Source organism: Pseudomonas sp. GM102 (genome assembly GCF_000282555.1).
Taxonomy (GTDB): domain Bacteria; phylum Pseudomonadota; class Gammaproteobacteria; order Pseudomonadales; family Pseudomonadaceae; genus Aquipseudomonas.
The window spans coordinates 131,132-155,251 of the sequence record NZ_AKJB01000012.1 but is presented as its reverse complement, the minus strand read 5'-3'; the positions used below and the strand labels follow the sequence as shown (position 1 = coordinate 155,251).

The window sequence follows — 24,120 nt, the reverse complement described above, 5'->3', positions numbered from 1 at the left end:
TCGCCTCAAGCGACGATAGGCTGGAATTAAGATTAACAAAGATAACTAAAAAATGAACGGTCGTGGATATTCGGTGGAAAATGTCATTAATTCCATTTAAATCAATGTTATGGCGTGCCGGCTAAGATGGATCTAAAAAATAGATAATAATATTAATGTTCGTTTATCGGCCATTATGGATTGACGCCGTCCTCAGCTGTTTCCATTCTCTGGCCTGAGATCCCAGGGGCAACCTTGGCGATCCCGTTCAAAAAACAACAACAATAAGTGGACATCGAACATGCCAAAGCTCCCTTGGAACGCCCTTGCGGCGACTTCAGCCTTACCTGTTCGCGCACCTTGCCTGGTCCTGTTGGGCTTGAGTGTGATTGCCACCCCGGCGCTGGCCGAAGGCTTCATCGACGACAGCCACGGCACCTTGACCTTGCGCAATTACTACCTGGATCGCGACTACAAGGATGACGGGGCGAAAACCGCGGCCAGGGAATGGGCTCAGGGTTTCATCATGAATGTGGAGTCGGGCTTTACCCCGGGGACTGTCGGCTTCGGCCTGGATGCCCGCGGGCTGATGGGGGTCAAGCTGGACTCGTCACCTGACCGTAGCGGCACCGAGTTGCTGCCGGTGTCCAGCAGCGACAAGCGCGCGGCGGACGAATATTCGCGCCTGGCCATGACCGCCAAGATGCGTTTTGCCCAGACCACGGTGAAGACCGGTGATGTGTCGATCTTCCTGCCGTTCGCTTTCGCCAGCCCGTCGCGACTACTGCCGCAGACTTTTCGCGGCACCACCCTCAGTTCCAAGGACATCGACGGACTGACCCTCAATACCGGCTACATCGATCGCATCAACAAGCGTGATTCCACCGACTACCAGCCGATGAGCATCGCCTCGCCGAACCGGCGTTTCAATGGCGCGGCCACTTCATCGCACATGGCCTATGTCGGCGGCGATTATCAGGTGAACAAGGACCTCAGTCTGCGTGCCTATCACGCCGAAGTGGCGGACCTGTACCAGCAGAACACCCTGGCCTTGCTGCACAATCTGCAGGTGGGCGAGGGCACGCTGACCACCGACCTGCGCAGTTTTTTCAGTGACGAAGATGGCAGCGCCAAGGCCGGCAAGGTGGATAACCAAAACCTGTCGGCGCTGTTCGGCTATCGCTTTGGCGGTCATCGCTTGAGCCTGGGCTATATGCACGCCAGTGGCGAGACGGCGACGCCTTATGTGTCGGGCACCGAGTTGATGGGCATGAGTGAGCTGACCATGAGTTCGGACTTCCTCAATGCCAAGGAGCGGACCTGGCAGGCGATGTACGACTATGACTTTGCCGCCGTCGGGGTGCCCGGGCTGAAGAGCCGGCTACGTTATGTGCGCGGTGACCATATCGAGCTGACGGCGTTGAATGCCGACGATCGCAAGGAGCGAGAGTTCCAGATGGAACTGGGGTATGTCATCCAGAGTGGCCCGCTGAAGAACGTCGGGTTGATGGCGCGCAAGTCGATCTATCGCAATGATTTCCCCGCTGGCGCAGCGTTTCGCGATGAAAACCAGACCCGCTTTCTGGTGCTCTACACCGTGCCGATCTGGTAAGTCATTTTACCTGCCACGAAACCGGCCGTTCCCCAGGAACGCGCCGGCGTTGGCGTTTTAGGCCTGGTAGACCTTCTTCAGCAGCCTGAGCAGTTCTTCGCGTTCCTGGCTGTCGAGGTTGGACGTTGCATCCAGGTCGCTCTCGGCTGCGATCAGTTTCAGTTCCTTGAGCAGGGCCTCGCCGGTCTTGCTGAGAAAAATCCCGTAGGAGCGCTTGTCCGGTTTGCAGCGCACCCGCACCGCCAGTGCCCGGCTTTCCAGTTTGTTCAGCAGCGGCACCACTTGCGGCGGCTCGATGGTCAAAGCCTTGGCCAGGTCGGCCTGCATCAGCCCGGGATTCTGGTCGATGATCGCCAGGGCCGAGAACTGCGCCGGTCGCAAGTCATGGGCCGAGAGCCGGCCAATGAGGTTCTGGAACAGTTTCAGCTGCGCTCGGCGCATGGCGTAACCGATCAGATCGTCCAGGGCGGAATCCAGCGGCGCCTGGGTTTCGGCGCTGTCGGCAGGGGCCTCGGGGGCGGCGGCAATCTTGGAAGACTTGGCCATTGCAGGGTGAATCCTCAGGCTGGCGGTTAAGAAGACTATCTAGTTTGCCGAGATTGGCCGGGGATAGCCATGACCTCTTTCAGATCTCTGGGCGTTGCGCTTGTTTTCGGGACAAAAAATATTCGGTTAATTTGATTAATAGTTAATTGACATAACTATTATTGGAGTTTAGTTTTTACCCATCGTCAAGCCAAGAACAAGAGAGCAACGCCATGAGCAATTACGAAGGTCGCTGGACAACCGTCAAAGTGGAAATCGAGGAAGGCATTGCCTGGGTCATCCTCAATCGCCCGGAAAAACGCAATGCCATGAGCCCGACCCTGAACCGCGAGATGATCGATGTTCTGGAAACCCTGGAGCAGGATCCGGACGCCGGCGTACTGGTGCTGACCGGTGCGGGCGAAGCCTGGACCGCCGGCATGGACCTCAAGGAATACTTCCGCGAAGTCGACGCCGGCCCGGAAATCCTGCAGGAAAAAATTCGCCGCGAAGCCTCTCAGTGGCAATGGAAACTGCTGCGCATGTACGCCAAGCCAACCATTGCCATGGTCAACGGTTGGTGCTTCGGTGGAGGTTTCAGCCCGCTGGTGGCCTGCGACCTGGCGATCTGCGCCGATGAAGCGACCTTTGGCCTCTCGGAAATCAACTGGGGCATCCCGCCAGGCAACCTGGTGAGCAAAGCCATGGCCGACACCGTGGGCCATCGCCAGTCGCTGTACTACATCATGACCGGCAAAACCTTCGGCGGGCAGAAAGCCGCCGAGATGGGCCTGGTCAACGAAAGCGTACCCTTGGCGCAACTGCGTGAAGTGACGATAGAGCTGGCGCGTAACCTGCTGGAGAAAAACCCGGTGGTGCTGCGGGCGGCCAAGCACGGCTTCAAGCGTTGCCGTGAACTGACCTGGGAGCAGAACGAAGATTACCTCTACGCCAAGCTCGATCAGTCGCGCCTGCTGGACACCGAAGGTGGCCGCGAGCAGGGCATGAAGCAGTTCCTCGACGACAAGAGCATCAAGCCCGGTCTGCAGGCTTACAAACGCTGAAACCCGGCATTGAATCAGGGCGAGCTGGCCGGGCGATCGAGCGTCTGCCAGCTGTTTGCCCCGGCGCCCAGGCGCTACTGTGAGCCCCTCGAACGTATTCCCGATAAAGACAATAAAGAGGAATCACCATGCTGGACGTGCCCCTGCTGATCGGCGGCCAGTCGTGCCCCGCCCGAGACGGACGAACCTTCGAACGGCGTAATCCGGTGACCGGCGAAATCGTGTCGCGGGTTGCCGCCGCCACTCTGGAAGATGCCGATGCTGCGGTCGCCGCGGCCAAAGCGGCATTCCCCGCCTGGGCGGCCCTGGCCCCCAATGAACGACGCACCCGGTTGCTGCGTGCGGCCGAACAGTTGCAGGCCCGCAGCGCGGAATTCATTGCGGCAGCCGGCGAGACCGGCGCCATGGCCAACTGGTACGGCTTCAATGTGCAGCTGGCGTCGAACATGCTGCGTGAAGCGGCGTGCATGACCACCCAGATCACCGGCGAAGTCATTCCCTCTGATGTGCCCGGCAGCTTCGCCATGGCCCTGCGGCAACCGTGCGGCGTGGTGTTGGGCATCGCGCCGTGGAACGCTCCGGTGATCCTCGCCACCCGCGCCATCGCCATGCCGTTGGCCTGCGGCAACACCGTGGTGCTCAAGGCGTCGGAACTGAGCCCGGCGGTGCACCGATTGATTGGCCAAGTGTTGCAGGATGCAGGCCTCGGGGACGGCGTAGTCAACGTCATCAGCAACGCGCCCCAGGATGCCGCGGCGATTGTCGAGCGGCTGATCGCCAACCCGGCGGTGCGTCGGGTCAACTTCACCGGCTCGACCCATGTCGGGCGCATCGTCGGTGAGCTGTCGGCGCGTCATCTCAAACCGGCGTTGCTGGAACTGGGCGGCAAGGCGCCGTTCCTGGTGTTGGAGGATGCCGACCTGGACGCAGCGGTGGAGGCTGCGGCCTTCGGCGCCTTCTTTAATCAGGGGCAGATCTGCATGTCCACCGAGCGCCTGATCGTCGATGCCAAAGTGGCCGATGCCTTTGTCGCCAAACTCGCGGCGAAGATCGCTACCTTGCCCGCCGGCAACCCCAACGCCGAAGGTTCGGTGCTCGGTTCACTGGTGGACAGCAGCGCCGGTGAACGCATCAAACTGTTGATCGACGATGCCCTCGACAAGGGCGCAACCCTGGTCACGGGTGGTCAGCTTGCGGGCAGTATTCTGCAGCCGACCTTGCTCGACGGTGTCACTGACGGCATGCGCTTGTACCGCGTAGAGTCCTTCGGCCCGGTGGCGGTGGTGTTGCGTGGCGAGGGCGATGAAGAATTGTTGCGCCTGGCCAACGATTCCGAGTTCGGCTTGTCGGCGGCGATCTTCAGTCGCGACACTGGTCGTGCTCTGGCCCTCGCCCAGCGGGTCGAGTCGGGCATTTGCCATATCAACGGTCCGACCGTGCACGACGAAGCGCAGATGCCCTTCGGCGGGGTCAAGTCCAGCGGCTATGGCAGTTTTGGCGGCAAGGCGTCTATCGAGCATTTCACCCAGTTACGCTGGGTGACCTTGCAGAACGGCCCGCGGCACTACCCGATCTGAGCATCCGCCGCACCGTCGGGCGACAAACACTTGAGAGTGATTGCCGCCCGCGTGCAGGCAGACATAACAATAAAGAGGCTGCAGCCACGCATTTGTGCGAGCCGGTGGTATGCCTTGATGGAGAGCAAGCACGTGAGTTCCGAATTCAGATCGCCACCCCAGACCGAAGCCAATGCGCCGCGCTATCGCCAAGTGTCCATCGGCAATCCTGCGGTCGAGGTCAGCGAAGAGCAGGGCATCCTGCATATGCGCTCCCTGGAACCCTTGGCCAAGTTGCCTGTACGTTTGCTGGATCGCCTGGTGCATTGGGCCCATGTGCGCCCGCAACAGACCTTTATCGCGGCTCGCCAGAACGGCGGCGACTGGCGCCGGGTGAGTTACGCCGAGATGCTGACCAGCGTCCGCGCCATTGCCCAACGCCTGCTCAGTTATGGGCTTTCGGCGGAACGACCGCTGGCGATCCTCTCGGGCAACGACATCGAGCATTTACAGATTGCCTTGGGTGCGATGTATGCCGGGATTCCTTACTGCCCGGTTTCTCCTGCCTATTCATTGTTGTCCCAGGATTTCGCCAAGCTGCGGCATGTCTGCAATCTGCTGCAACCGGGCCTGGTGTTCGTCAGCGACGCCGCAGTCTATCAGCGGGCGATCGATGCGGTGCTGCCGACCGAAACGCCGCTGATCACCGTGCGCGGTCAAATTCCTGGGCGCAATCAGGCGAGCTTTGCCAGTCTGCTGGAGCAACCCGGCAGTGCCGAGGCCGATTGCGCTTTCACGGCTACCGGGCCGGACAGCATCGCCAAGTTCCTGTTTACCTCAGGCTCCACCAAGTTGCCCAAGGCAGTGATCACCACCCAGCGCATGCTCTGCGCCAACCAGCAAATGCTGTTGCAGACCTTCCCGGTGTTCGGCGAAGAACCTCCGGTGCTGGTGGACTGGCTGCCGTGGAATCACACCTTCGGCGGCAGCCACAACGTCGGGATCGTGCTGTACAACGGCGGCACTTTTTACCTGGACGACGGCAAGCCGAACGTCCAGGGGTTTGCTGAAACACTGCGCAACCTCAAGGAAATATCGCCCACCGCGTACCTCACCGTACCCAAGGGTTGGGAAGAACTGGTCAATGCGCTGGAGCAGGACGGCGAGTTGCGCGAACGTTTTTTCTCGCGCATGAAACTGTTCTTTTTCGCCGCCGCCGGTTTGTCCCAACGCGTTTGGGATCGCCTGGACCGGGTTGCCGAACAGCATTGTGGAGAACGCATTCGCATGATGGCCGGGCTCGGCATGACCGAGGCGGCACCGTCCTGCACGTTCACCACCGGGCCATTGTCCATGGCCGGCTACATCGGCCTGCCAGCACCCGGATGCGAAGTGCGGTTGGTGCCGGTGGACGGCAAGCTGGAGGGACGTTTTCGCGGGCCGCACATCATGCCGGGTTACTGGCGCGCGCCGCAGCAGACCGCCGAAGTGTTCGACGAGCAGGGCTTTTACTGTTCCGGCGACGCATTGAAACTGGCCGACGCCCGCGATCCGCAACTGGGGTTGATGTTCGACGGGCGCATCGCCGAGGACTTCAAACTGAGCTCCGGCGTGTTTGTCAGCGTCGGCCCGTTGCGCAACCGCGCAGTGCTCGAAGGCTCGCCCTATGTTCAGGACCTGGTGGTGGCCGCGCCGGACCGCGAGTGCCTGGGTGCGCTGGTCTTTCCCCGTCTTTACGAATGCCGACGTCTGGCCGGTTTGAGTGCGCACGCCAGCGATGCCGAAGTCCTGGCCAGCGCGCCGGTGCAAGAATGGTTCGGCGATTGGCTGCAACGGCTCAACCGCGACGCCACCGGTAATGCCAGCCGCCTGGAATGGATCGCGCTGCTCGACGAACCTGCTTCCATCGACCGTGGTGAAATCACCGACAAGGGCTCGATCAACCAGCGTGCGGTGTTGCAGTGGCGTGCCGACAAGGTCGAGGCGCTGTATCGCGGCGAAGAAGCTTCCATCTTGCGTGCCGGACCTCTGCCATGAGTGGGGCTGGGCAGTATTCGAACTTTGGCGATGTGGCCATTTTCGAAGCACTGCGCACGCCTTGGGTCGATCTCGGCGGGGCCTTGGCCCAAGTTTCGCCGATCGACCTGGGGATCAAGGTCGGACGCGAGGTGCTTGCCCGCGCCGCTATCGATCCGTCTTTGGTCGATAGCGTATTGGCCGGCTCCATGGCTCAGGCCAGTTTCGATGCTTACCTGCTGCCTCGGCATATCAGCCTTTATAGTGGCGTGCCGCAAGAGACTCCGGCACTGGGTGTGCAGCGCATCTGCGCCACCGGTTTCGAACTCTTGCGGCAGGCCGCCAGGCAGCTGGATGACGGCGTGCAGTTGGCGCTGTGCGTGGCAGCCGAATCCATGTCGCGCAACCCGATTGCCGCCTACACCCACCGAGGTGGTTTCCGGCTTGGTGCGGGCGTGGAATTCAAGGACTTTCTCTGGGAAGCCCTCTACGACCCGGCCCCGGGTGTAGACATGATCACCACCGCCGACAACCTCGCCCGGCGGCACGGCCTGAGCCGCGAAGAGGTGGATCGTTACGCTCTCGACAGCCATCAACTGGCGTTGCAGGCGCAAGCCGAGGGCTGGTTTGAACCGGAGCTGGTGGCGCTCGGCAATGAGCGCTTTGAACTGCCTGGCTATCAGCCTCGCAGTATCCAGTTGCCACGGGGCGTAGACCGCGTGACTTGCGACAGTCATCCGCGACCCACCGATCTGGACGCCTTGCGCCGATTGCGAGCGGTGCATGCCGGCGGTGTGCAAACGGCCGGCAACAGTTGCGCGGTGGTCGATGGCGCGGCGGCCGCGCTGGTGGGGCGAGCGTCTGCCGCCCGGCGTCCGGTATTGGCCCATTTGCTGGCCAGTGCCGTGGTGGGCGTGGCACCGGAATTCATGGGCATAGGGCCGGCGCCAGCCATCCAGTTGCTGTTGCAACGCAGCGGGCTGTCCCTTGGTGAAATCGGCTTGCTGGAAATCAATGAGGCCCAGGCCGCTCAGGTATTGGCTGTGGCCCAGGCGCTTGAACTGGACGGTGACCGGCTCAACCGGCGGGGCGGCTCGATTGCTTTGGGGCATCCTTTGGCCGCCACGGGTTTGCGCCTGGTGCTGACCCTGGCCAGGCAACTGCGCGAGGGCAATCTGCGTTATGGCATCGCCGCCGCGTGTGTCGGTGGCGGGCAGGGCATGGCACTGCTGATTGAAAACCCGGCGTATCAAGGCTTAGGTTAACCCCGAGGCCTTTGTTGTAGCCAGCCCAATCCTGGCGTCACTGACTTGCGTTACTATGCAGACCCACCTTTCTGGAAGTTGCCTGGATGAGTAAGCCCGGTCAAACGGTGCTGGTCGCGTTGCGCAAGATGATCGCCTCGGGCGAACTGGCGGCTGGCGAGCGCTTGATGGAAATTCCCACAGCAGAGTTGTTTGGTGTCTCGCGAATGCCAGTGCGCATGGCGTTCCGCACGCTGGAGCAGGAAGGCTTGCTGGTGCGCTTTGGCGGGCGCGGGTTTCAGGTGCGTTCGGTCAGCCCCGATGACATTGCCGGTGCGGTTGAAGTGCGAGGTGTGCTCGAAGGCCTGGCGGCGCGCCAGACCGCCGAGCGCGGGCTATCGGACGAGGCCCGGGCAACCCTTGAACAGTGCCTGATGCAAGGTGATCAGCTGTTCGACAAGGGGTTTGTGACCATCGAGGACCTGGAGGTCTATCACGACCTCAACATGCGTTTTCACGAAGTGATTGTCGAAGGCAGCCACAACCCGGCGATCGCCGACGCCCTGGCGCGCAACGACCACTTGCCCTTCGCTTCGGTAACAGCCCTGGCAGTGGACCGTAACGACATGGTCCGGGAATACCGACGCTTCAACTACGCCCACATGCAACACCATTCGGTGTTCGATGCCTTGGTCAACCGCCAGGGCGCGCGTGCCGAAGCGATCATGCGTGAGCACGCCAACGCCACGCTACGCTATGCCGAGATCTTCGGCTCGGCGACGGCTGAAGAGCGGATGAAGGTCATTCTCCGCTCGGAATAGGCGCGATTCTTTCAGATGTCCAGCACCAGCAGCGGCGTTTTCGAGCGCGAGCAGCAAGGGGTGAACTGGTCATTGCAGGCCTGTTCATCCTCGGTGAGGAACAGGTCACGGTGTTCCGGCACGCCCTCCAGCACCCGCGTCAGGCAGGTGCCACAGATGCCCTGTTCGCAGGAAATGGCGATCTCGATGCCCTGGTTTTGCAGCACCTGCACCACGCTCTTGTCGGCCGGCACCTCGAAGACCTGGCCGCTGCTGGCGACCTTGATCGAGAAACTGCCGTCGGCGCCAGTGTCGACAGGGTTGGCGGCGAAGTACTCGCGATGCAGGCATTGCTCCTGCCAACCTTTGGCCTTGGCCGTGTCCAGCACATGCTGCATAAAACCGCCGGGGCCACACACATATAAATGCACATCGTTCTGAGGTGTGGCCAGGACCTTGGTCGCGTCCAGCGCGGTGTCGGGTTCCTGATCGAAATGCAGGAATACCTGGTGGGCAAAAGGCGAGTGTTGCAGGCGTTCGACAAAGGCTGCGCGCTCTCGCGAACGGGCGCAGTAGTGCAGTTCGAAATCCGCGCCGCTGTGGGCCAGGCGCTCGGCCATGCACAGGACCGGGGTAATGCCGATACCGCCGGCGAAGAGGAGGCTGCGCCGGGCCTCATGTGCCAATGGAAACAGATTGCGCGGCTCACTGATAGATAGCCGCGTGCCGGGGTGGATCTGCTCGTGCATGGCCAGTGAACCACCGCGAGAGGTCGGATCCTTGAGCACGCCAATCAGGTAGCGATGGCGTTCTTCGGGGTGATTGCACAGGGAATATTGCCGGATCAAGCCGCCGGGCAGGTGCACATCGATATGCGCACCGGCGCTGAAGGCTGGCAGCGGTCGGTCATCGACACTGGCCAGCTCGTAGCTGCAGATGTCTTGGGCTTCGTTGTTGCGCGATACCACCAGCACTTCGATCATGCCATTGACTCCTGCGTGGCCCGTTCCTTGGCGATCAGGCGCTCCAGGATACGGCGCGACTGCACACCGCCGGCGTCGATATTGAGCTTGAGCAAGTTGCGCTGGGGATGGCTGATCAGATTCTGTTGCTGGCGTTCGAGCATCTCCAGGTCTTCGCTGAAAATCTTGCCCTGACCTTCGCGAATGCTCGCGGTCAAGGCCTCATCCTGCGGGTTGAAATTGCGCGCCATGCCCCAGAAGTACCAGATCGAGGTTTCGGTTTGCGGCGTGATGAAGTCGACGACGATACTCGACGCCTTGAACTGTTGGGGGGCGTGATAACCACCTTTTCCGGCATGGGCCACACCGACTTCGATCAGCACATGACTGGGCGGGGTGAAGCGGCAGATCTGCCAGCGGTCCACGGGTACATCGTCGGCCAGGTTGTTGCCGCGCAGGGCCATGCGCCAGAAGGGCGGGGCCATGATGTTTTCCATGTGGCGGGCAGTGACCACCTCGTCGCCGTCGACCGTGGTCACCGGCGGTGCTTCGTCGATTTCCTTTTGACCGATGCTGGACGCGTGAACGTAGGTTTCGTGAGTCAGATCCATCAGGTTGTCGATCATCAGGCGATAGTCGCACTGGATGTGGAACAGACCGCCGCCATAGGCCCATTCGTCGCTGACGGCCCATTCCAGATGATGGATCAGCGCCGGGTCGGCCAACGGCTGATCGCCGGGCCATACCCAGATAAATCCGTAACGCTCGACCACGGCGAATGTCTTGTTGCACGGAAAGCCGCGAACCCGCTGCCCGGGCATTTCCACGGTCTTGCCGTCGCAGCCCATCACCAGGCCGTGATAGCCGCACACCAGATTGCCGTTTTCCACATAACCCAAAGACAGCGGTGCGCCGCGGTGGGGGCAGAAGTCCTCGACAGCCGTCACCTTGCCTTCATGCCCGCGGTAAAAAACCATCTTTTCACCACAGATCTGACGGCCTAGCGGCTTGTCGGCGATTTCATCGGGCGTACAGGCGACGTACCAGGTGTTCTTGGGATACATGGAGATTCTCCAAGGCTGTTTGTTGTTATTCAGTGGATCCATTAATGGTGATTTATGGGGTGTTTGTCAAACTGATTCTGTTTGTTAATGATTTAGTGGATCCATTGATGGTTTTCAAGCTATCTGGGCGGGGCCAGGATCAGTAGCGGATCATCACGGATTTGAGCTCCGTGTAATCGTCGATGAAAGCGCTGCCGAACTCGCGGCCAATGCCCGAAGATTTGACGCCGCCGAACGGCACAGCCGGATCAAGCAGCGTGTGCATATTCACCCAGACGGTGCCTGCTTCGATGCTCGGGATCATGCGCAAGGCTTTGGATAAATCGTTGGTCCACAGGCTCGCACTCAGGCCGTACGGTGTGTTGTTCATCAGGTCGAGTAGCTCGTCTTCGGTGTCGTAGGGGAAGAAGGTGGCGACCGGACCAAAGGTTTCTTCGTTGAGCAGGGTGTCGTTCACGGTGTTGGCGAGGATCACCGTCGGTTCGACATAACAGCCGGGGCGGTCGATCAGTCGACCACCGCAGATGATGGTGTTGTTTTCGGCGCGGGCCTTGCCAAAAAACGCTTCGAGCTTGAGTTGATGCTGGCGATTGGTGACTGGACCGAATTCGGTTCGCTCATCCAGGGGGGAACCTATGTTCAGCGTGCTCAAGCGCTGGGCCAGCTTGTCCATGATCGACTCGATCTGCGAGCGATGAACGAAGAACCGTTCGGCCGCGGCGCAGATTTGTCCGGAGTGCAGGAAACCGGCTTCGATGATGCCGTTGACCGCCTTATCCAGATCCACGTCGCGCAAGAACCCCGCCGAGTTTTTACCGCCCAGTTCCAGGGTGGCGCGAGTCACTCCGGCACCCATGGCACTCTGGCCGACGGCAATGCCGGTCGGCACCGAACCGGTGAACGAAACCTTGTCGGTGCCCGGGTGCTCGATCAGCCCTTTGCCAACAAGTCCACCCCCGGTCAATACGTTCAGTGCGCCCGCAGGGAGGCCGGCTTCAACGGCCAGTTCGGCGATGCGCAGGATGGTCAGCGGGGTGAACTCGCTGGGTTTGATAATAATGCTGCAACCGGTCACCAGTGCCGAGGCGAGTTTCCAGATGGCGATCATGGTCGAGAAATTCCACGGCACGATGCCGACCACTACCCCGACAGGTTCGCGCAGGGTGAAGGCGGTATAGCGTTCGCCCGCGAAGGAGGGCAGTGACGGGGTGATGGTCTGACCGCCGATTTTAGTGGCCCAGCCGGCGTAGTAACGCAGGAAGTGAGCGGCTTGATCGACTTCAAAGGCTCGGGAAATCTGAATGATCTTGCCCGACTGGCAGGTTTCGATCTGCGCCAGTTCTTCGCGATTGCGTTCCAGCAGGTCAGCCAGTTTCAGCAGCACGTTGCCCCGCGTTGCCGGTGCGACCTGGGACCAATGCTTGAAGCCGCTCTTGGCCGATTCCACCGCCGCATCGATATCGACAGGATCCGCGTCCGCGACCCGGGCGATGACCTTGCCGGTGGCGGGATTGATCACCTCCAGCGTCTGGCTGGAATGACTCTGGATGTAGTCGCCGTCGATAAACAATGCATGGCTTCGACGGAGGAAGGCTTCAACTTCAGGTAGCAGTGCGATATCGCTCATGGGGTTTTCCTGGTCACGAACAAGAGAAAAGCCCGAGGTTAATCCGTGGGGGGCAGGGGTAGCTTGACTGTGCCTGCCGGGAGACATGTCTGTGGCTGCCAGCGCTGTTTCAAATCCGGGACGTGACTTGGGCTGTTGCCTATGAAAAGTACAATCTTGGCTCTGGAAGGTGCATTTTCTACCGCAATGACGGGTTCCATACTGGCCCTGCATCCAGCGCCGTACCTCGATTCGGGGCGCCGGCCGGACATCCAATAATAAGCAGGGCCGTCCATGAAAAAGCCAAACCCGCTCCTCGAAGACCTCAAGTCCATTCTGCCGACCATCGCTGCCAATGCCTTTGAGGCCGAGCAGAACCGCAAGGTCCCCGACGAGAATATTGCGCTGCTCAAAAGCATCGGCATGCACCGTGCCTTTCAGCCGAAGAAGTTCGGTGGCATGGAAATCTCGCTGCCGCAATTTGCCGACTGCATTGCCTTGCTCGCTGGCTCATGTGCCAGCACTGCGTGGGCGATGAGTCTGCTGTGTACACACAGCCATCAACTCGCGCTGTTCTCGGCCAAACTGCAGCAGGAAGTCTGGGGCGATGACCCGGATGCCACGGCCAGCAGCAGCATCGCGCCGTTTGGCCGCACCGAAGAGACCGAAGGCGGCGTGCTGTTCAGCGGTGAAATGGGCTGGAGCAGCGGCTGCGATCACGCCGAGTGGGCAATTGTCGGTTTCCGTCGCAAGAATGCTGAGGGCTCTCAGGACTACTGCTTCGCAGTCTTGCCGCGCAGCGACTATCAGATCCGTGACGACTGGTTCGCCGCCGGCATGAAGGGCAGCGGTACCAAGACCTTGATCATCGACAACGTGCTGGTGCCGGAACACCGCATCCAGAAAGCCAAGGACATGATGGAAGGCAAGTCCGCAGGCTTCGGTCTGTACCCGGACAGCAAAATTTTCTACTCGCCGTACCGTCCTTACTTCGCCAGCGGTTTTTCTACAGTGAGTCTGGGTGTTGCCGAGCGGATGCTTGAGGTGTTCCGCGAAAAGACCAAAACCCGCGTGCGTGCCTACACCGGTGCTGCAGTCGGTGCCGCGACTCCGGCCTTGATGCGACTGGCCGAGTCGACTCATCAAGTGGCGGCCGCCCGCGCCTTCCTCGAGAAAACCTGGGAGGAACATGCAGAGCACAGCGAACAGCAGCGTTACCCAAGCCGCGAAACCCTGGCGTTCTGGCGCACCAATCAAGCCTACGCCACCAAAATGTGCATCCAGGCGGTGGACCGTCTGTTCGAGGCCGCCGGTGGCAACGCCTGGTTCGAGCACAACGAGATGCAGCGTCTGTTCCGCGACTCGCACATGACCGGAGCCCATGCCTACACCGACTACGATGTCTGCGCGCAGATTCTCGGTCGTGAGCTGATGGGCCTTGAGCCCGACCCGAGCATGATCTGAACCGGATCGTCACGGCGTCCCCATAACAACAATCAGGACTGCTCCTGGCAGCAGTCCGGGAGTCTTGCATGTCTGATAACAGCGTTTGTGCAGCCACTGAAACGACCTTCGACCCACGGGCCTTTCGCCGGGCACTGGGCAATTTCGCCACCGGGGTGACCGTGGTGACCGCCGCCACCGCATCCGGGCGCAAAGTCGGAGTGACCGCCAACAGCTTCAACTCGGTGTCCCTTGATCCGCCACTGGTGTTGTGGAGCATCGACAAGCGGTCCAACAGCCACGAGGTGTTCGAGCAGGCCAGCCATTTCGCAGTCAACGTGCTGGCAGCGGACCAGATCGACCTCTCCAACAATTTCGCCCGCCCCAAGGAAGATCGCTTCGCCGAGATCGAGTTCGAACCAGGCGAGGGTGGCGCGCCGGTATTCGCTGATTGCTCGGCGCGGTTTCACTGTGAGAAGTACCGGCAAGTGGACGGTGGAGATCACTGGATCATGATCGGCAAGGTGGTGGCCTTCGACGACTTCGGCCGCTCGCCATTGCTCTATCATCAGGGTGCCTACTCCATGGTCCTGCCCCATACCCGCATGACCAAACGCGACGAAAGCCAGCCGCCGAGCAGCCATTTCCAGGGGCGCCTGAGTCACAATCTGTACTACCTGATGACCCAGGCGGTGCGGGCCTACCAGTCCAGCTACCAGCCACGGCAACTGTCCACCGGCCTGCGCACCAGCGAGGCACGGATGCTGATGGTGCTGGAAAGTGACGCGGGGCTGGGCCTGAACGATCTGTTGCGGGAGGTGGCGATGCCGGTGCGGGAAATCGATGAGGCGGTGGCCAACCTCAAGCGCAAAGGGCTGGTCAACGACGATGACAGCCGCGTGCGCCTGACCGCAGCGGGAACCGAGCAGACCGAAGACCTCTGGGCCATTGCTCGGGAGCAGCAGGATAAGGTGTTCGCCGATTTCAACGAAGAACAGATCGATACCTTCAAGGCAGTGTTGAAGACGTTGATCAGTCGTTGCTGATGGCCGAGCAGGTCAGGTAAGTTAAGTATTGGTTGTCTCAAAAGATCGCAACCTTCGGCAGCTCCTACAGACGTACACAAAACCCTGGAGCTGCCGAAGGCTGCGATTTTTTTTTCATGGCAGACAGGAGCAAATACTTCAGCAGCCTCGCACAAGCAATCACCTTCAGTTTGCTATCAGATCCAGTGTTTCGACTCGACGAACAAAGGACAAGCTGATGTTCTTCAAGAAACATAAACAGCAGCAGGCGCTCACTGAGGCCTTGCAGCTGGAACAGTTCATGCAAGAAAAAGCCCAACTCGTGCACCGGCTGCGGGTGGCCGAGGGCCTGGCCAAGGACCAGACCGGCCAATTGGAGCGCAGCGAGCAGGCGCTTGAAACGCTTCGCCAGCAACTGGAACAGGCTCAGTACCGCGAGCAGGCGCTAGAAGTCGAGTTAAGCCTGCACGTGCAGCTGTTCCGCCAACATCAGCAAGAAGCGCAGATTTGGGAGTTGTTGCAATCGACACTGACCGAAGGCTGCTGGGACATCACCGTAGTCAACGGCGATGTGCAGGATCCAGCCAGCTGCATGCGGTTTTCCAATCAGTTCCGCATCCTCATGGGCTATGCCCTGCATGAGCTGCCCGATGGCTGGGATGCTCAGGTCAGCATTACTCATCCAGACGATCTGCCGAAGATCATGGCGATCTTCGATCGGGAAATCCTCACAACTCGCGGCAATGGTGAATACGTCTTTGAATACCGGATGCGCCACAAGACGCGCGACTACATCTGGTGTCGCGAGCGTGGCCGTGCGGTGCGTGACGAGCAGGGACGTTTGACCCGGGTCATCGGCGCGGTACGTGATATCAGCGACGAACATTCGGCCAAGGCGACTCACCGGCAAATGCTCGAGCAGAATCAGGCGACCTATGGCCAGATCGCGACGGTGGTGGGGGTCATCAAAGGCATCGCCGACCAGACCAATCTGCTGGCCCTGAACGCCGCCATCGAAGCGGCGAGAGCGGGAGAGGTCGGGCGCGGGTTTTCAGTGGTGGCTGATGAAGTGCGCAAACTCGCGGAAAATACCCGTCAGGCGACGCATCAGATTCAGACGATGTTGCATCAGCACAAGCAGTAGGCCTGTTCAGGAGCTGCGCAAGGCAGCTCCTGAAGGAGATCAGAAGGGTACGGCCACGGTCAGCTGGCTGTAGACATTGGTGCCGTTGCCGCCTACCTGATTGCCACCGTTGCTTGCATCCTTTTTCGGTTGGTACAGACCGACCAGCGGACTGATGATCAAGTGGCTGTTGACCGCCCATTCGACATACAGGTCCAGTTCGCGGGCATCCAGATTGAGCATATTGCTTTTATCCAGGGTGTTGAAGTCGAAGTACAACGCACCGACCGTCAGATTATCCAACGGGGTCGCCTTGAGGCCGACATGGTGGATGCTGGTGTTGCTATTGAAAGGACCGGCGTAGTTGGACGCAACCTCCCCCTGAAACCAGGTGCCGTAACCGGTGCTCAATCCAGTGAACAGGGCGTCCCATTTTTCCGAGTAACGCGTGTAACGGTAGGTCAGCTTCGGTGACCAGGCAACGTCAGCGAAGGTATAGCCGGCCTCGGCATACCACGCTTTTTCAGGACCCGCGTCCTTGTCCTGCCATGCGTATTCGAAAGCGAAACTCGCGTTCTCGATACCGGCATCACCTTCACCGCGCAGGCTGTAGATATCCATGCCTTTGCGTTGTTTCTGGAAATCGCTGGCCCACTGGTCCGTGACATCAATACCGTGGACCCAGGTCAGACCCAGCGTGCCGGCTTTGGCCGTATAGTCCAGGGTGCCGGCTGCCAGTTCGGTTTCGGCCTGGGCACGGTTGTCAGACTTGAGCCAGAGCACATTGCCATGCAGGCCATCCTGGCCACCCAGGCGTAGCACGGCAGTGCGGTCGAAGGCATGCCGTGCCGCGAGGTAGTAGGCACCGCCACGGTTCAGCGCACCGTCAGCCGGGCCTTTGCCCAGGTTCGGTCCGTCGTCATTGATGAGGAACCCTCTGCCGAGTTTGACCACTTGGCGACCGGCGGAAAAATCGACGCCGTCTTCCCCTAGCGCCGGGAACAGGTCCGCAGAACGCCAACCAAGGTAAGCATCCTCGATTTTAGTGGTGCGCTCCGAACCGTCGGTGTTGCCGGCGGCGTCGCCGTCGCCCCAAGTGCCGGAGCTGACCCAATTGAGCGCTCCATAGCCCGTGCCGCTACTGCCTGAACCTTGATCGCCGCTCAATCCATACTTGATGAAACCTTCCCGCCAGGTGGAACCGCCCGGCGTGCCATCGTAATTCTTGCGACTGTTGAACATCCCGTACACGGCCAGGAAATCGGCGTTCAGATGGGTATCATTATCGGCGTAAAGCTCAAAGGCCTGGACCGACGAGTCGCTGATCAAGAGTGCGATACCCAAGGCGACGGCCTTGGACAGCGATCGCATTTTCAGTGTTTGCTCCATTATTGTTATTCCCCGGTATGGTAAGACAGCAGGTAGGTCGAGCGTCCATTAGGGCGACCGGGGGCGGGAGAAGTCTTTCACCTGCGTGCCAGACATTTGATCCTGTCAGCCACGTGGTGAAGCTTGGCAGGGAGCAACAAAACCGGCGGCAGACATGGGCAAGACGATCAGGGCGGCAGAGGCGCACAGTAGCTCTGCACACGGCGCCGTTTCGATCAGGGACTGGCTGGGGAGGCTTTATCGCCGGCCCCCTGAACGGCTCGATATACCCATTATAAAAATCCGCTTTCGAGGATCTGCACTATGTCGATCAATGACAGACTCACCGAGCATTTGAACCGGGGCACGGTCGGTTTTCCCACTGCGCTCGCCAGCACCATTGGTCTGATCATGGCCAGCCCGGTGATTCTCACCGCGACCATGGGGTTCGGCATCGGCGGCAGCGCCTTCGCGGTGGCCATGTTGATCGCCGTGGTGATGATGCTGGCTCAGGCGACCACCTTCGCTGAAGCCGCGTCAATCCTGCCGACCACCGGTTCGGTCTACGACTACATCAATTGCGGCATGGGCCGTTTCTTCGCGATCACTGGCACCTTGTCCGCCTACCTGATCGTCCATGTGTTCGCCGGAACCGCGGAAACCATTCTTTCCGGGGTCATGGCGCTGGTGAACTTCGAGCACCTCAACACTCTGGCCGAGTCGGCCGGCGGTTCATGGTTGCTGGGGGTGGGCTTCGTCGTCGTGTTCGGGGTTCTCAATGCCTTCGGTGTCAGTGCTTTCGGCAGGGCCGAGATCATTCTCACTTTCGGTATGTGGACCACCTTGATGGTGTTTGGCGTATTGGGTTTGATCGCCGCACCAGCGGTGCAACTGGATGGCTGGTTCGGTGAGTCGATGGTCGGCACTGACCTGATTACCATTCTGTCGCTGGTGGGCATGGCCATGTTCATGTTCGTCGGCTGCGAGTTTGTCACCCCGCTGGCGCCGGACCTGCGCAACTCGGCCAAGGTCATGCCCAAGGCGATGATTCTCGGCTTGCTGAGCGTGGCGACGTGCATGTTTATCTACGGCGCGGCGATGAAACGCCAGGTGGAGAACGTGTTGCTCGATACCGCCAGCGGCTTGCATCTGCTGGATACACCGATGGCCATCCCAAAGTTCGCTGAGCAGGTGATGGGCGATATCGGTCCGATGTGGTTGGGGATCGGCTTTCTGTTTGCCGGGGCGGCGACCATCAATACGCTGATGGCCGGGGTGCCACGGATTCTCTACGGCATGGCGGTCGACGGCGCGTTGCCCAAAGTCTTCACCTACCTGCACCCACGCTTCAAGACGCCGCTACTGTGCATTCTGGTGGTGATGCTGATTCCTTGTCTGCATGCACTGTATCTGGGCGGTAACGCCGACAACATCATGCCCCTGGTGCTGGCGGCCGTCTGTGCCTGGAGTTTTGCCTATCTGCTGGTGACGCTGTCGGTGGTGATCCTGCGGATCCGCCGTCCCGATCTGCCGAGGGCCTATCGCTCGCCATTGTTTCCGCTGCCGCAAATTCTCTCCAGCATCGGCATCCTGCTGGGCATGTGGTTCATTACGCCGCCCGGCATGAACCCGGCGGATATCTATATACCGTTTGGTGTGATGCTTGGTTGCACCGCGGTGTACGCGCTGTTCTGGACTTTAGTCGTGCAGAAGGTCAATCCATTCAAGCCGGCTTCGGTGGAAGAAGTGCTGGCCAAGGAGTTCTCCAATGAGCCGGGTCCCCATGACAACGAGTATATCCACCATGTTGCAAAAACTGTCTGAGCTGTTCAGCGCCAGACGCGCCCCGGCCGGTTATCGACCGGGGGTGACGCTTGAGCGCCTGCGACGTAACCTCGGCCTGGGCAGTTTCGAGCAAACAGCACCGGCAGCGGCGCGGGCTTCCCTGAACGATGGCAACCTGCAATTGGAGATCGTCGAACGCACCGAGTCGCAACTGTTGATGCACCTGGTCCTGACCGAATTCGTAATCCGGGTGCCTGCTTCGAGGGAGGGCACGGCGAGCTTTGAATTGCACCATGGCGGGGCTATCCGACGGACCGGAATCCGCTGTCGGCAGCGTGCTGGAGATGCCGCACTACTGAGCAGGTTACAGGCCAGGTTGCAGGAGGATAGAACACTGCACCAGGCCTTGATGCCGCTGGACTTCAAACGCTTGCGCATCGATCTGGACGGGCGTCAGTGGTGCGTTCGGCTGGAGCATATGGGCGGTAGCGAGGTAGTCAACCGGATGCCGGCCTTTCGTCGCTACATCGCCTTGAGCCGTGAGCAGCGCGACTGGCTGCTCGAAGCCTTGAGCGGTTTGCAGCGAGTGCTGCGCACGCTTTGAATTTGGCATCATAAGTGCTTTCACATACGGCTATCAGTACTTGTTGCGCACATATAGATAACATGTTAACTATTGCGCTACAAAAACAAAAAGCCATTGTGGAGATACCCATGAGCATCCAACAGATTGTGCAAGACGGGCTGGAAACCTGGACCCGGGATCTGCGAGCTGTTTGCGGTCACTTCGACACAGAACTGGCCTTCAACCGCGCGCTGTTCATCGGTGAGGTTTCCAAGTTCTCCCGAGGCGGTCTGCCGCTGGCCAACCTGCGTACCAATGCGGGCCTCATCAAGCGCTCCAAGAACAACCCCGACCACGATAACGACCAGCATTGTTTCCTGGTCAGTCAGCGCAGCGGCTACGCCCAGATCACCCAGAATGGCCAGAGCATCCAGCTGGCTCCCGGGGATCTTCTGTTGATGGATTCGGCAGGGTCCATCGAAATCACCCCCTTCGGCCTGATCGAACATGCCTCCCTGTCATTGTCTCGCAATGAAGTGTGCAAGCAGCTCGGCAGCCAGTCCGGGACCTTCGGCAAGATTTCCTCGAGCAAGGCCTGCGGGCGGATGCTGCACGTGCTGATGGATCAGTTGTGTAAAGACAGCCTGGAGGGTGAAGGCGCCGTGGGCGAAGGCGAGGCCCTGCAGTGTGCTTTTGTTTCGCTGCTCGGCTCGGCATTCGAGCAGGATCATGATTCGCGGGACGACAGCGCCTCGTTGCAGGGCAGTAACCTGCGCAGCTATGTGCAGAAAGTCATCGATGAATCCCTGACCCAGCCCGGCCTGAGTCCGGTGGGCCTGGCCAGTCGACTGAACATTTCAGTGCGGCATTTGTACCGGTTGTTCGAAGAGCAGGACGATAGCGTCTGCCGCTACATTCAACGGGCGCGGCTCAAACGCAGCGCCGATGACCTGACCAACCCTTTTCTGAGGACCGAATCGATTACTTCGATCGCCTACAAGTGGGGCTTCACCGATTCGGCGCACTTCAGCCGCTCGTTCAAGAAGCAGTTCGAGCTGTCGCCCAAGGATTTTCGTTCCACGCATTTGCAGCAGGCAGCAGGCGCGGCTTGAGTCTTGGGTATTACCGATAAAGTCCGGTGCAGAACCTGTGGGAGCGTGGCTTGCCCGCGAAGGGAACACCGCGGTTTTCAGGCATTACGCGTTATCGTTCTTCGCGGGCAAGCCACGCTCCCACTGGAGGCTTCGTCGCTGAGCTTCAAACCTCCGGCAACGTCGATCCGCCATCAACCACTAGCGTCTGCCCGGTAATGTAGCTCGCCAGATCCGACGCCAAAAACAACATGGCTCCGGCGATATCGGCCGCAGTACCCAATCGTCCCAAGGGCACCCGGCTGGCGATATTCTCGTTCAGCTGATCATCCCCCAGGTTTCCCATCGCAGGTGTCGCGATCATGCCCGGCTCGACGCCGTTGACCCGTACATTGTGCCCGGCCAGTTCCAGCGCGGCGTTGCGAATGAAACCGTTGACCCCGGCCTTGGACGCCGCATAGTGGCTCAGCCCCGGGTAGGCTACCCGTGGGCCAGTGACCGATGAGGTCACCAGCACGCAGCCCTGACCCTGACGGCGAAACATCGGCAAGGCAGCCTGGGTCAGCCAGAACAGTGCCGAGAGATTGACGGCCAGCGTGCGGTCGAGAATGGCTGGGGTGATTTCAGCGAACGGTGTCAGCGGAAAGTATCCGGCGTTGTGCACCAGAATATCCAGTCGACCCATACGTTGCTCCAGGCCCTGAACCAGATTGAACACCGCCGTGGCATCAGCCAGGTCGACGCACACGGCTTCGACCTGACACGCCCGCCCAGACAATTCGATGGCCAGCGCCTGGGCCTGAGGCAGTTGCAGGTCGGCGATTACCACGCGCGCACCGCGCAAGGCGAAAGCTTCGACGATCGCCCGTCCAATGCCTTGGGCGCCGCCGGTCACCAGTACGGTGCGACCGCTGAAATCCAGGTCTTCAGACATGAGGCTGCTCCAGATGGGTATAAGCCAGGGTCGGCACATCGACGATGCTCGAACCGCCGTCGGCCACTACCGTTGCACCTGTGATGATCGATGCGTCGCTGGAACCCAGGAAGCGACAAACTCTGGCGATTTCCTCAGCATTGGCGGGCCGTTGCAATGGCACATCAGCGCAGACCCGGTCATAGGCTTGCTGTAGCGTCTCGCCATAAAAATCCATCAGCGGCCGCATCTCCTGATCAGCCATGGGCGTGCGCACCCAGCCGGGGCATACGGCATTCACCCGGACACCGCGTGAGCCGTAATCCCTGGCCAACGAGCGGTTGAGGCCGAGCAGCGCATGCTTGGCGGTGGTGTAGCCGCAAACTTCGGGCCCTGCCGCCAGTGAGGCAATGGAGCCGATCAGGACGATGTTGCCGGCAGTTTCCAGCAGCAGCGGCAGACAGGCCCGGGCGCTGTAGAAGGCGCTGTCGAGGTTGCTGCGCAGCGCCGCTTCCCAGGTTTGCGGGCTGGTCTGGGTGGCGCTGCCCAGACCATGGCCGCCGGCACAGGCCAGCAGCACATCGAGTCGGCCGTAACGCTGACGAATCTGCGCCACGAAACCTTCCCAAGTCTCCGGACAAGCGGCATCACCGACCAGGACCAGGCCGCCGGTTTCCTGGGCAATCTGCTCCAGAGGCTCGCGGCGGCGGCCGATCAGCACCAGATTGGCGCCTTCGGCTGCGTACAGCCGAGCGCAGGCGGCACCGATGCCAGTCCCGGCTCCGGTGATTGCAACGGTACGTGGCTCAGTCATGGGGATATTCCGTCTGGTTGAGAACCTGGCAGTAAGAGGCGACCGGAAAGTTCGACAGCTCATCGAAGGACGACCCGGCATAACCGAAAATCTTGCCGTCGCTGCGGTGCTGTTGCATGTCGATCAGCAACACACCGAGGGTCGGGATGATCTTCTCGCGCCAGACGAACAGGTACAGCTGATCGGCGATTTTGTAGTAATGGCAGCGATCGGTGTCGCACAGGCCCTGCTCGACGCCCTTGAGGCACTGCCAGGAATAGAACTGATCGTTGAGGTAAATGTGCTCGTAGACTTCGCTCGGGCTGTAGCGATACAGGTTGCGCAGACCGGTCAGCTCGGTGGTCGGTGCGTGTGGGCATTGGCCTTCCTGCCATGGGCGATCGAGGCTGCCATGAAGGAAATCCACCTCCACCGAAGTCAAATGCTTGCCGGTCAGCGCACGGCTGTAGAGGCCTTCACGGGTTTGCTCCTGGCTCGGCATGCGGCCGATCACGGCAGTGAACGCTGCGCTGGCGGTATCGAGCACGAGACTGATCGACCAGGCTTGAGCACCTTCGCGCTTGATGAAATCCACCAGGTACAAACCGGGGCGTACCGAGGTGGCCCGATAGTTTGCAGTGCCCGCGGAGTGCCCGTCGGCAGCGGTCCAGGACACCGTTTCGGTGTCGAAACGATGCTCGATCTGCCAGCCATTGGCGAAGTGCAACGTGAAGGTCTTGCCGTTCAGGTCGGCCAGGTTTGGCAGGATGAAGGCTTCTGGGGCGAAGCCATCGGCCAGGGCGCCAACGGTGATCCAGTCGGATGATGTCGTCATTGCAATGCTCCGGTTGTGTGAAATAACAACTTGGAGCATGCGGTTCGCAGACAAGCTCGCCTATCAACCGGATGGTTGAACCGGGTTAGAGAAACAGCGTCCCCACCAGCTCGGTGCGGCTGCTGACGCCGGTCTTGCGAAACAGGTTGATCAGATGAGTCTTGATGGTCGGTAGACCGACTTCCAGTTCCCGGGCCAGTTGCTTGTTGCTGGCGCCCTGGCGCAACAACAACGCGATCTGCCGCTCCTTGGGCGTCAGGCTGATGAGCGGATCTTCGCAGGGCTGCATGTTTGCCACGGCCAGTTGCAGTAGGGACTGCAAGGCATTGAGTCGGGCCAACTGGTCGGGGGTGAAGGCACCTTGTTCGGCGGTGCGTAGCAGCGAGATGGCGGCCTGAGGCTGGCCGGCGCGATGGGCAAGGATTTCCACCACATCGACGACGCCATAGCGTTGCAGGAAATCCTGATAACGCTGACTGTTTCGTATCGGCTGTCGAGCCATGGCAAACCCCAGAGGCACCACGGCCAGCCCGCTGGACAGGCAATTACGCGGTTGCAACGGGTCGAACTGACGGTAGTTGTCGAGATAGTCGCGATGCATCTCGCCGCTCATGCCATGCAGTCGGAAATCACGGGCTTGCAGGTGCCGGTCGACACAGTAGAACGCCGCCTGACGGGCAGGAACGAGTTGAGTGAAAGCCTGAAGGCAATGGCCAGCGACTTCCTGTGCAGGGATGGCGTTCATGGTAAG

21 protein-coding genes are annotated in these 24,120 nt (G+C 60.3%); 12 read left to right on the top strand and 9 right to left on the bottom strand.

Annotated elements, in window-relative coordinates; all coding sequences use genetic code 11:
* Nucleotides 1–280 precede the first annotated feature (280 nt).
* Nucleotides 281–1,591: an OprD family porin gene (locus PMI18_RS25860; protein WP_007895818.1), complete on the top strand. Its 1,311-nt coding sequence runs from the start codon at nt 281–283 to the stop codon at nt 1,589–1,591.
* Between the two features lie 57 nt (nt 1,592–1,648).
* On the opposite strand, the gene PMI18_RS25865 is transcribed toward PMI18_RS25860, so the two are convergent.
* Nucleotides 1,649–2,137: a MarR family winged helix-turn-helix transcriptional regulator gene (locus tag PMI18_RS25865; RefSeq protein ID WP_007895817.1), complete on the bottom strand. Its 489-nt coding sequence runs from the start codon at nt 2,135–2,137 to the stop codon at nt 1,649–1,651.
* Between the two features lie 212 nt (nt 2,138–2,349).
* On the opposite strand from PMI18_RS25865, the gene PMI18_RS25870 reads away from it, so the two are divergent.
* The 5 genes from PMI18_RS25870 (at nt 2,350) to PMI18_RS25890 (ending at nt 8,817) form a co-directional block, all read left to right on the top strand.
* Complete coding sequence (locus PMI18_RS25870; protein ID WP_007895816.1) at nt 2,350–3,180, top strand: p-hydroxycinnamoyl CoA hydratase/lyase; 831 nt, start codon at nt 2,350–2,352, stop codon at nt 3,178–3,180.
* A gap of 128 nt (nt 3,181–3,308) precedes the next feature.
* Entirely contained in the window at nt 3,309–4,757 is a 1,449-nt protein-coding gene (locus PMI18_RS25875; protein ID WP_007895814.1) for an aldehyde dehydrogenase, read from the top strand.
* Between the two features lie 132 nt (nt 4,758–4,889).
* Complete coding sequence (locus PMI18_RS25880; protein WP_007895812.1) at nt 4,890–6,773, top strand: feruloyl-CoA synthase; 1,884 nt, start codon at nt 4,890–4,892, stop codon at nt 6,771–6,773.
* A complete protein-coding gene (locus tag PMI18_RS25885) occupies nt 6,770–8,017 on the top strand; it encodes a thiolase family protein (protein WP_007895810.1) in 1,248 nt (415 codons plus the stop codon). The genes PMI18_RS25880 and PMI18_RS25885 overlap by 4 nt, the downstream gene beginning before the upstream one ends.
* Before the next feature lie 86 nt (nt 8,018–8,103).
* On the top strand, nt 8,104–8,817 hold the full coding sequence (locus PMI18_RS25890) for a GntR family transcriptional regulator (protein WP_007895809.1): 714 nt from the start codon (nt 8,104–8,106) through the stop codon (nt 8,815–8,817).
* A gap of 11 nt (nt 8,818–8,828) precedes the next feature.
* On the opposite strand, the gene PMI18_RS25895 is transcribed toward PMI18_RS25890, so the two are convergent.
* From PMI18_RS25895 to PMI18_RS25905, 3 genes are all read right to left on the bottom strand, one after another.
* Nucleotides 8,829–9,779, bottom strand: a complete 951-nt coding sequence (locus PMI18_RS25895) for a PDR/VanB family oxidoreductase (RefSeq protein ID WP_007895806.1) — start codon at nt 9,777–9,779, stop codon at nt 8,829–8,831.
* Nucleotides 9,776–10,822, bottom strand: a complete 1,047-nt coding sequence (locus PMI18_RS25900) for an aromatic ring-hydroxylating oxygenase subunit alpha (RefSeq protein ID WP_007895804.1) — start codon at nt 10,820–10,822, stop codon at nt 9,776–9,778. Before PMI18_RS25900 ends, PMI18_RS25895 begins: the two co-directional genes overlap by 4 nt.
* 139 nt (nt 10,823–10,961) lie before the next feature.
* Entirely contained in the window at nt 10,962–12,449 is a 1,488-nt protein-coding gene (locus PMI18_RS25905; protein WP_007895790.1) for an aldehyde dehydrogenase family protein, read from the bottom strand.
* 273 nt (nt 12,450–12,722) lie between these two features.
* Between PMI18_RS25905 and PMI18_RS25910 the strand changes: the two genes are divergently transcribed.
* The 3 genes from PMI18_RS25910 (at nt 12,723) to PMI18_RS31700 (ending at nt 16,040) form a co-directional block, all read left to right on the top strand.
* The gene (locus PMI18_RS25910) at nt 12,723–13,892 is read left to right on the top strand and encodes a p-hydroxyphenylacetate 3-hydroxylase oxygenase component (RefSeq protein ID WP_007895788.1); all 1,170 of its coding nucleotides are present in this window, start codon (nt 12,723–12,725) and stop codon (nt 13,890–13,892) included.
* Between the two features lie 68 nt (nt 13,893–13,960).
* Nucleotides 13,961–14,917: a p-hydroxyphenylacetate 3-hydroxylase reductase component gene (locus PMI18_RS25915; RefSeq protein ID WP_007895786.1), complete on the top strand. Its 957-nt coding sequence runs from the start codon at nt 13,961–13,963 to the stop codon at nt 14,915–14,917.
* A gap of 217 nt (nt 14,918–15,134) precedes the next feature.
* Nucleotides 15,135–16,040, top strand: coding sequence for a methyl-accepting chemotaxis protein (locus PMI18_RS31700; protein WP_007895784.1), 906 nt, complete (start codon nt 15,135–15,137; stop codon nt 16,038–16,040).
* Nucleotides 16,041–16,079: 39 nt separating this feature from the next.
* Here PMI18_RS31700 and PMI18_RS25925 read toward each other — a convergent pair whose 3' ends face one another.
* A complete protein-coding gene (locus PMI18_RS25925) occupies nt 16,080–17,390 on the bottom strand; it encodes a hypothetical protein (RefSeq protein ID WP_443200860.1) in 1,311 nt (436 codons plus the stop codon).
* 321 nt (nt 17,391–17,711) lie between these two features.
* Here PMI18_RS25925 and PMI18_RS25930 point away from each other — a divergent pair, with 321 nt between their 5' ends.
* The 3 genes from PMI18_RS25930 to feaR all read left to right on the top strand — a co-directional run bounded on the left by PMI18_RS25930 (nt 17,712) and on the right by feaR (nt 20,849).
* A complete protein-coding gene (locus PMI18_RS25930; protein ID WP_007895780.1) occupies nt 17,712–19,211 on the top strand; it encodes an APC family permease in 1,500 nt (499 codons plus the stop codon).
* Nucleotides 19,192–19,776 (top strand): DUF3156 family protein, encoded by a 585-nt coding sequence (locus PMI18_RS25935; protein ID WP_033035785.1) that lies wholly within the window; start codon nt 19,192–19,194, stop codon nt 19,774–19,776. Before PMI18_RS25930 ends, PMI18_RS25935 begins: the two co-directional genes overlap by 20 nt.
* A 110-nt stretch (nt 19,777–19,886) precedes the next feature.
* Nucleotides 19,887–20,849: a transcriptional regulator FeaR gene (feaR, locus tag PMI18_RS25940; protein ID WP_007895776.1), complete on the top strand. Its 963-nt coding sequence runs from the start codon at nt 19,887–19,889 to the stop codon at nt 20,847–20,849.
* Nucleotides 20,850–20,994: 145 nt separating this feature from the next.
* On the opposite strand, the gene PMI18_RS25945 is transcribed toward feaR, so the two are convergent.
* From PMI18_RS25945 to PMI18_RS25960, 4 genes are all read right to left on the bottom strand, one after another.
* Nucleotides 20,995–21,762: an SDR family oxidoreductase gene (locus PMI18_RS25945; RefSeq protein ID WP_007895775.1), complete on the bottom strand. Its 768-nt coding sequence runs from the start codon at nt 21,760–21,762 to the stop codon at nt 20,995–20,997.
* Nucleotides 21,755–22,555 carry an SDR family NAD(P)-dependent oxidoreductase gene (locus tag PMI18_RS25950; RefSeq protein WP_007895767.1) on the bottom strand — a complete coding sequence of 267 codons (801 nt, stop codon included), beginning with the start codon at nt 22,553–22,555 and terminating at the stop codon, nt 21,755–21,757. The genes PMI18_RS25945 and PMI18_RS25950 overlap by 8 nt, the downstream gene beginning before the upstream one ends.
* The gene (locus PMI18_RS25955) at nt 22,548–23,369 is read right to left on the bottom strand and encodes a molybdenum cofactor biosynthesis F family protein (RefSeq protein WP_007895765.1); all 822 of its coding nucleotides are present in this window, start codon (nt 23,367–23,369) and stop codon (nt 22,548–22,550) included. Before PMI18_RS25955 ends, PMI18_RS25950 begins: the two co-directional genes overlap by 8 nt.
* Before the next feature lie 85 nt (nt 23,370–23,454).
* Nucleotides 23,455–24,114 carry a helix-turn-helix transcriptional regulator gene (locus PMI18_RS25960; RefSeq protein ID WP_007895763.1) on the bottom strand — a complete coding sequence of 220 codons (660 nt, stop codon included), beginning with the start codon at nt 24,112–24,114 and terminating at the stop codon, nt 23,455–23,457.
* Nucleotides 24,115–24,120: the final 6 nt, after the last annotated feature.

What these genes read in the sequence shown, in the direction of transcription:
- PMI18_RS25935 (WP_033035785.1), top strand. Translation starts at nt 19,192, where the DNA reads ATGTTGCAAAAACTGTCTGAGCTGTTCAGCGCCAGACGCGCCCCGGCC.
- PMI18_RS25875 (WP_007895814.1), top strand. Translation starts at nt 3,309, where the DNA reads ATGCTGGACGTGCCCCTGCTGATCGGCGGCCAGTCGTGCCCCGCCCGA.
- PMI18_RS25900 (WP_007895804.1), bottom strand. Translation starts at nt 10,822, where the DNA reads ATGTATCCCAAGAACACCTGGTACGTCGCCTGTACGCCCGATGAAATC.
- PMI18_RS25945 (WP_007895775.1), bottom strand. Translation starts at nt 21,762, where the DNA reads ATGTCTGAAGACCTGGATTTCAGCGGTCGCACCGTACTGGTGACCGGC.
- PMI18_RS31700 (WP_007895784.1), top strand. Translation starts at nt 15,135, where the DNA reads ATGTTCTTCAAGAAACATAAACAGCAGCAGGCGCTCACTGAGGCCTTG.
- PMI18_RS25890 (WP_007895809.1), top strand. Translation starts at nt 8,104, where the DNA reads ATGAGTAAGCCCGGTCAAACGGTGCTGGTCGCGTTGCGCAAGATGATC.
- PMI18_RS25865 (WP_007895817.1), bottom strand. Translation starts at nt 2,137, where the DNA reads ATGGCCAAGTCTTCCAAGATTGCCGCCGCCCCCGAGGCCCCTGCCGAC.
- PMI18_RS25905 (WP_007895790.1), bottom strand. Translation starts at nt 12,449, where the DNA reads ATGAGCGATATCGCACTGCTACCTGAAGTTGAAGCCTTCCTCCGTCGA.
- PMI18_RS25870 (WP_007895816.1), top strand. Translation starts at nt 2,350, where the DNA reads ATGAGCAATTACGAAGGTCGCTGGACAACCGTCAAAGTGGAAATCGAG.
- PMI18_RS25885 (WP_007895810.1), top strand. Translation starts at nt 6,770, where the DNA reads ATGAGTGGGGCTGGGCAGTATTCGAACTTTGGCGATGTGGCCATTTTC.
- PMI18_RS25915 (WP_007895786.1), top strand. Translation starts at nt 13,961, where the DNA reads ATGTCTGATAACAGCGTTTGTGCAGCCACTGAAACGACCTTCGACCCA.
- PMI18_RS25925 (WP_443200860.1), bottom strand. Translation starts at nt 17,390, where the DNA reads ATGCGATCGCTGTCCAAGGCCGTCGCCTTGGGTATCGCACTCTTGATC.
- PMI18_RS25910 (WP_007895788.1), top strand. Translation starts at nt 12,723, where the DNA reads ATGAAAAAGCCAAACCCGCTCCTCGAAGACCTCAAGTCCATTCTGCCG.
- PMI18_RS25955 (WP_007895765.1), bottom strand. Translation starts at nt 23,369, where the DNA reads ATGACGACATCATCCGACTGGATCACCGTTGGCGCCCTGGCCGATGGC.
- feaR (WP_007895776.1), top strand. Translation starts at nt 19,887, where the DNA reads ATGAGCATCCAACAGATTGTGCAAGACGGGCTGGAAACCTGGACCCGG.
- PMI18_RS25960 (WP_007895763.1), bottom strand. Translation starts at nt 24,114, where the DNA reads ATGAACGCCATCCCTGCACAGGAAGTCGCTGGCCATTGCCTTCAGGCT.
- PMI18_RS25950 (WP_007895767.1), bottom strand. Translation starts at nt 22,555, where the DNA reads ATGACTGAGCCACGTACCGTTGCAATCACCGGAGCCGGGACTGGCATC.
- PMI18_RS25895 (WP_007895806.1), bottom strand. Translation starts at nt 9,779, where the DNA reads ATGATCGAAGTGCTGGTGGTATCGCGCAACAACGAAGCCCAAGACATC.
- PMI18_RS25930 (WP_007895780.1), top strand. Translation starts at nt 17,712, where the DNA reads ATGTCGATCAATGACAGACTCACCGAGCATTTGAACCGGGGCACGGTC.
- PMI18_RS25860 (WP_007895818.1), top strand. Translation starts at nt 281, where the DNA reads ATGCCAAAGCTCCCTTGGAACGCCCTTGCGGCGACTTCAGCCTTACCT.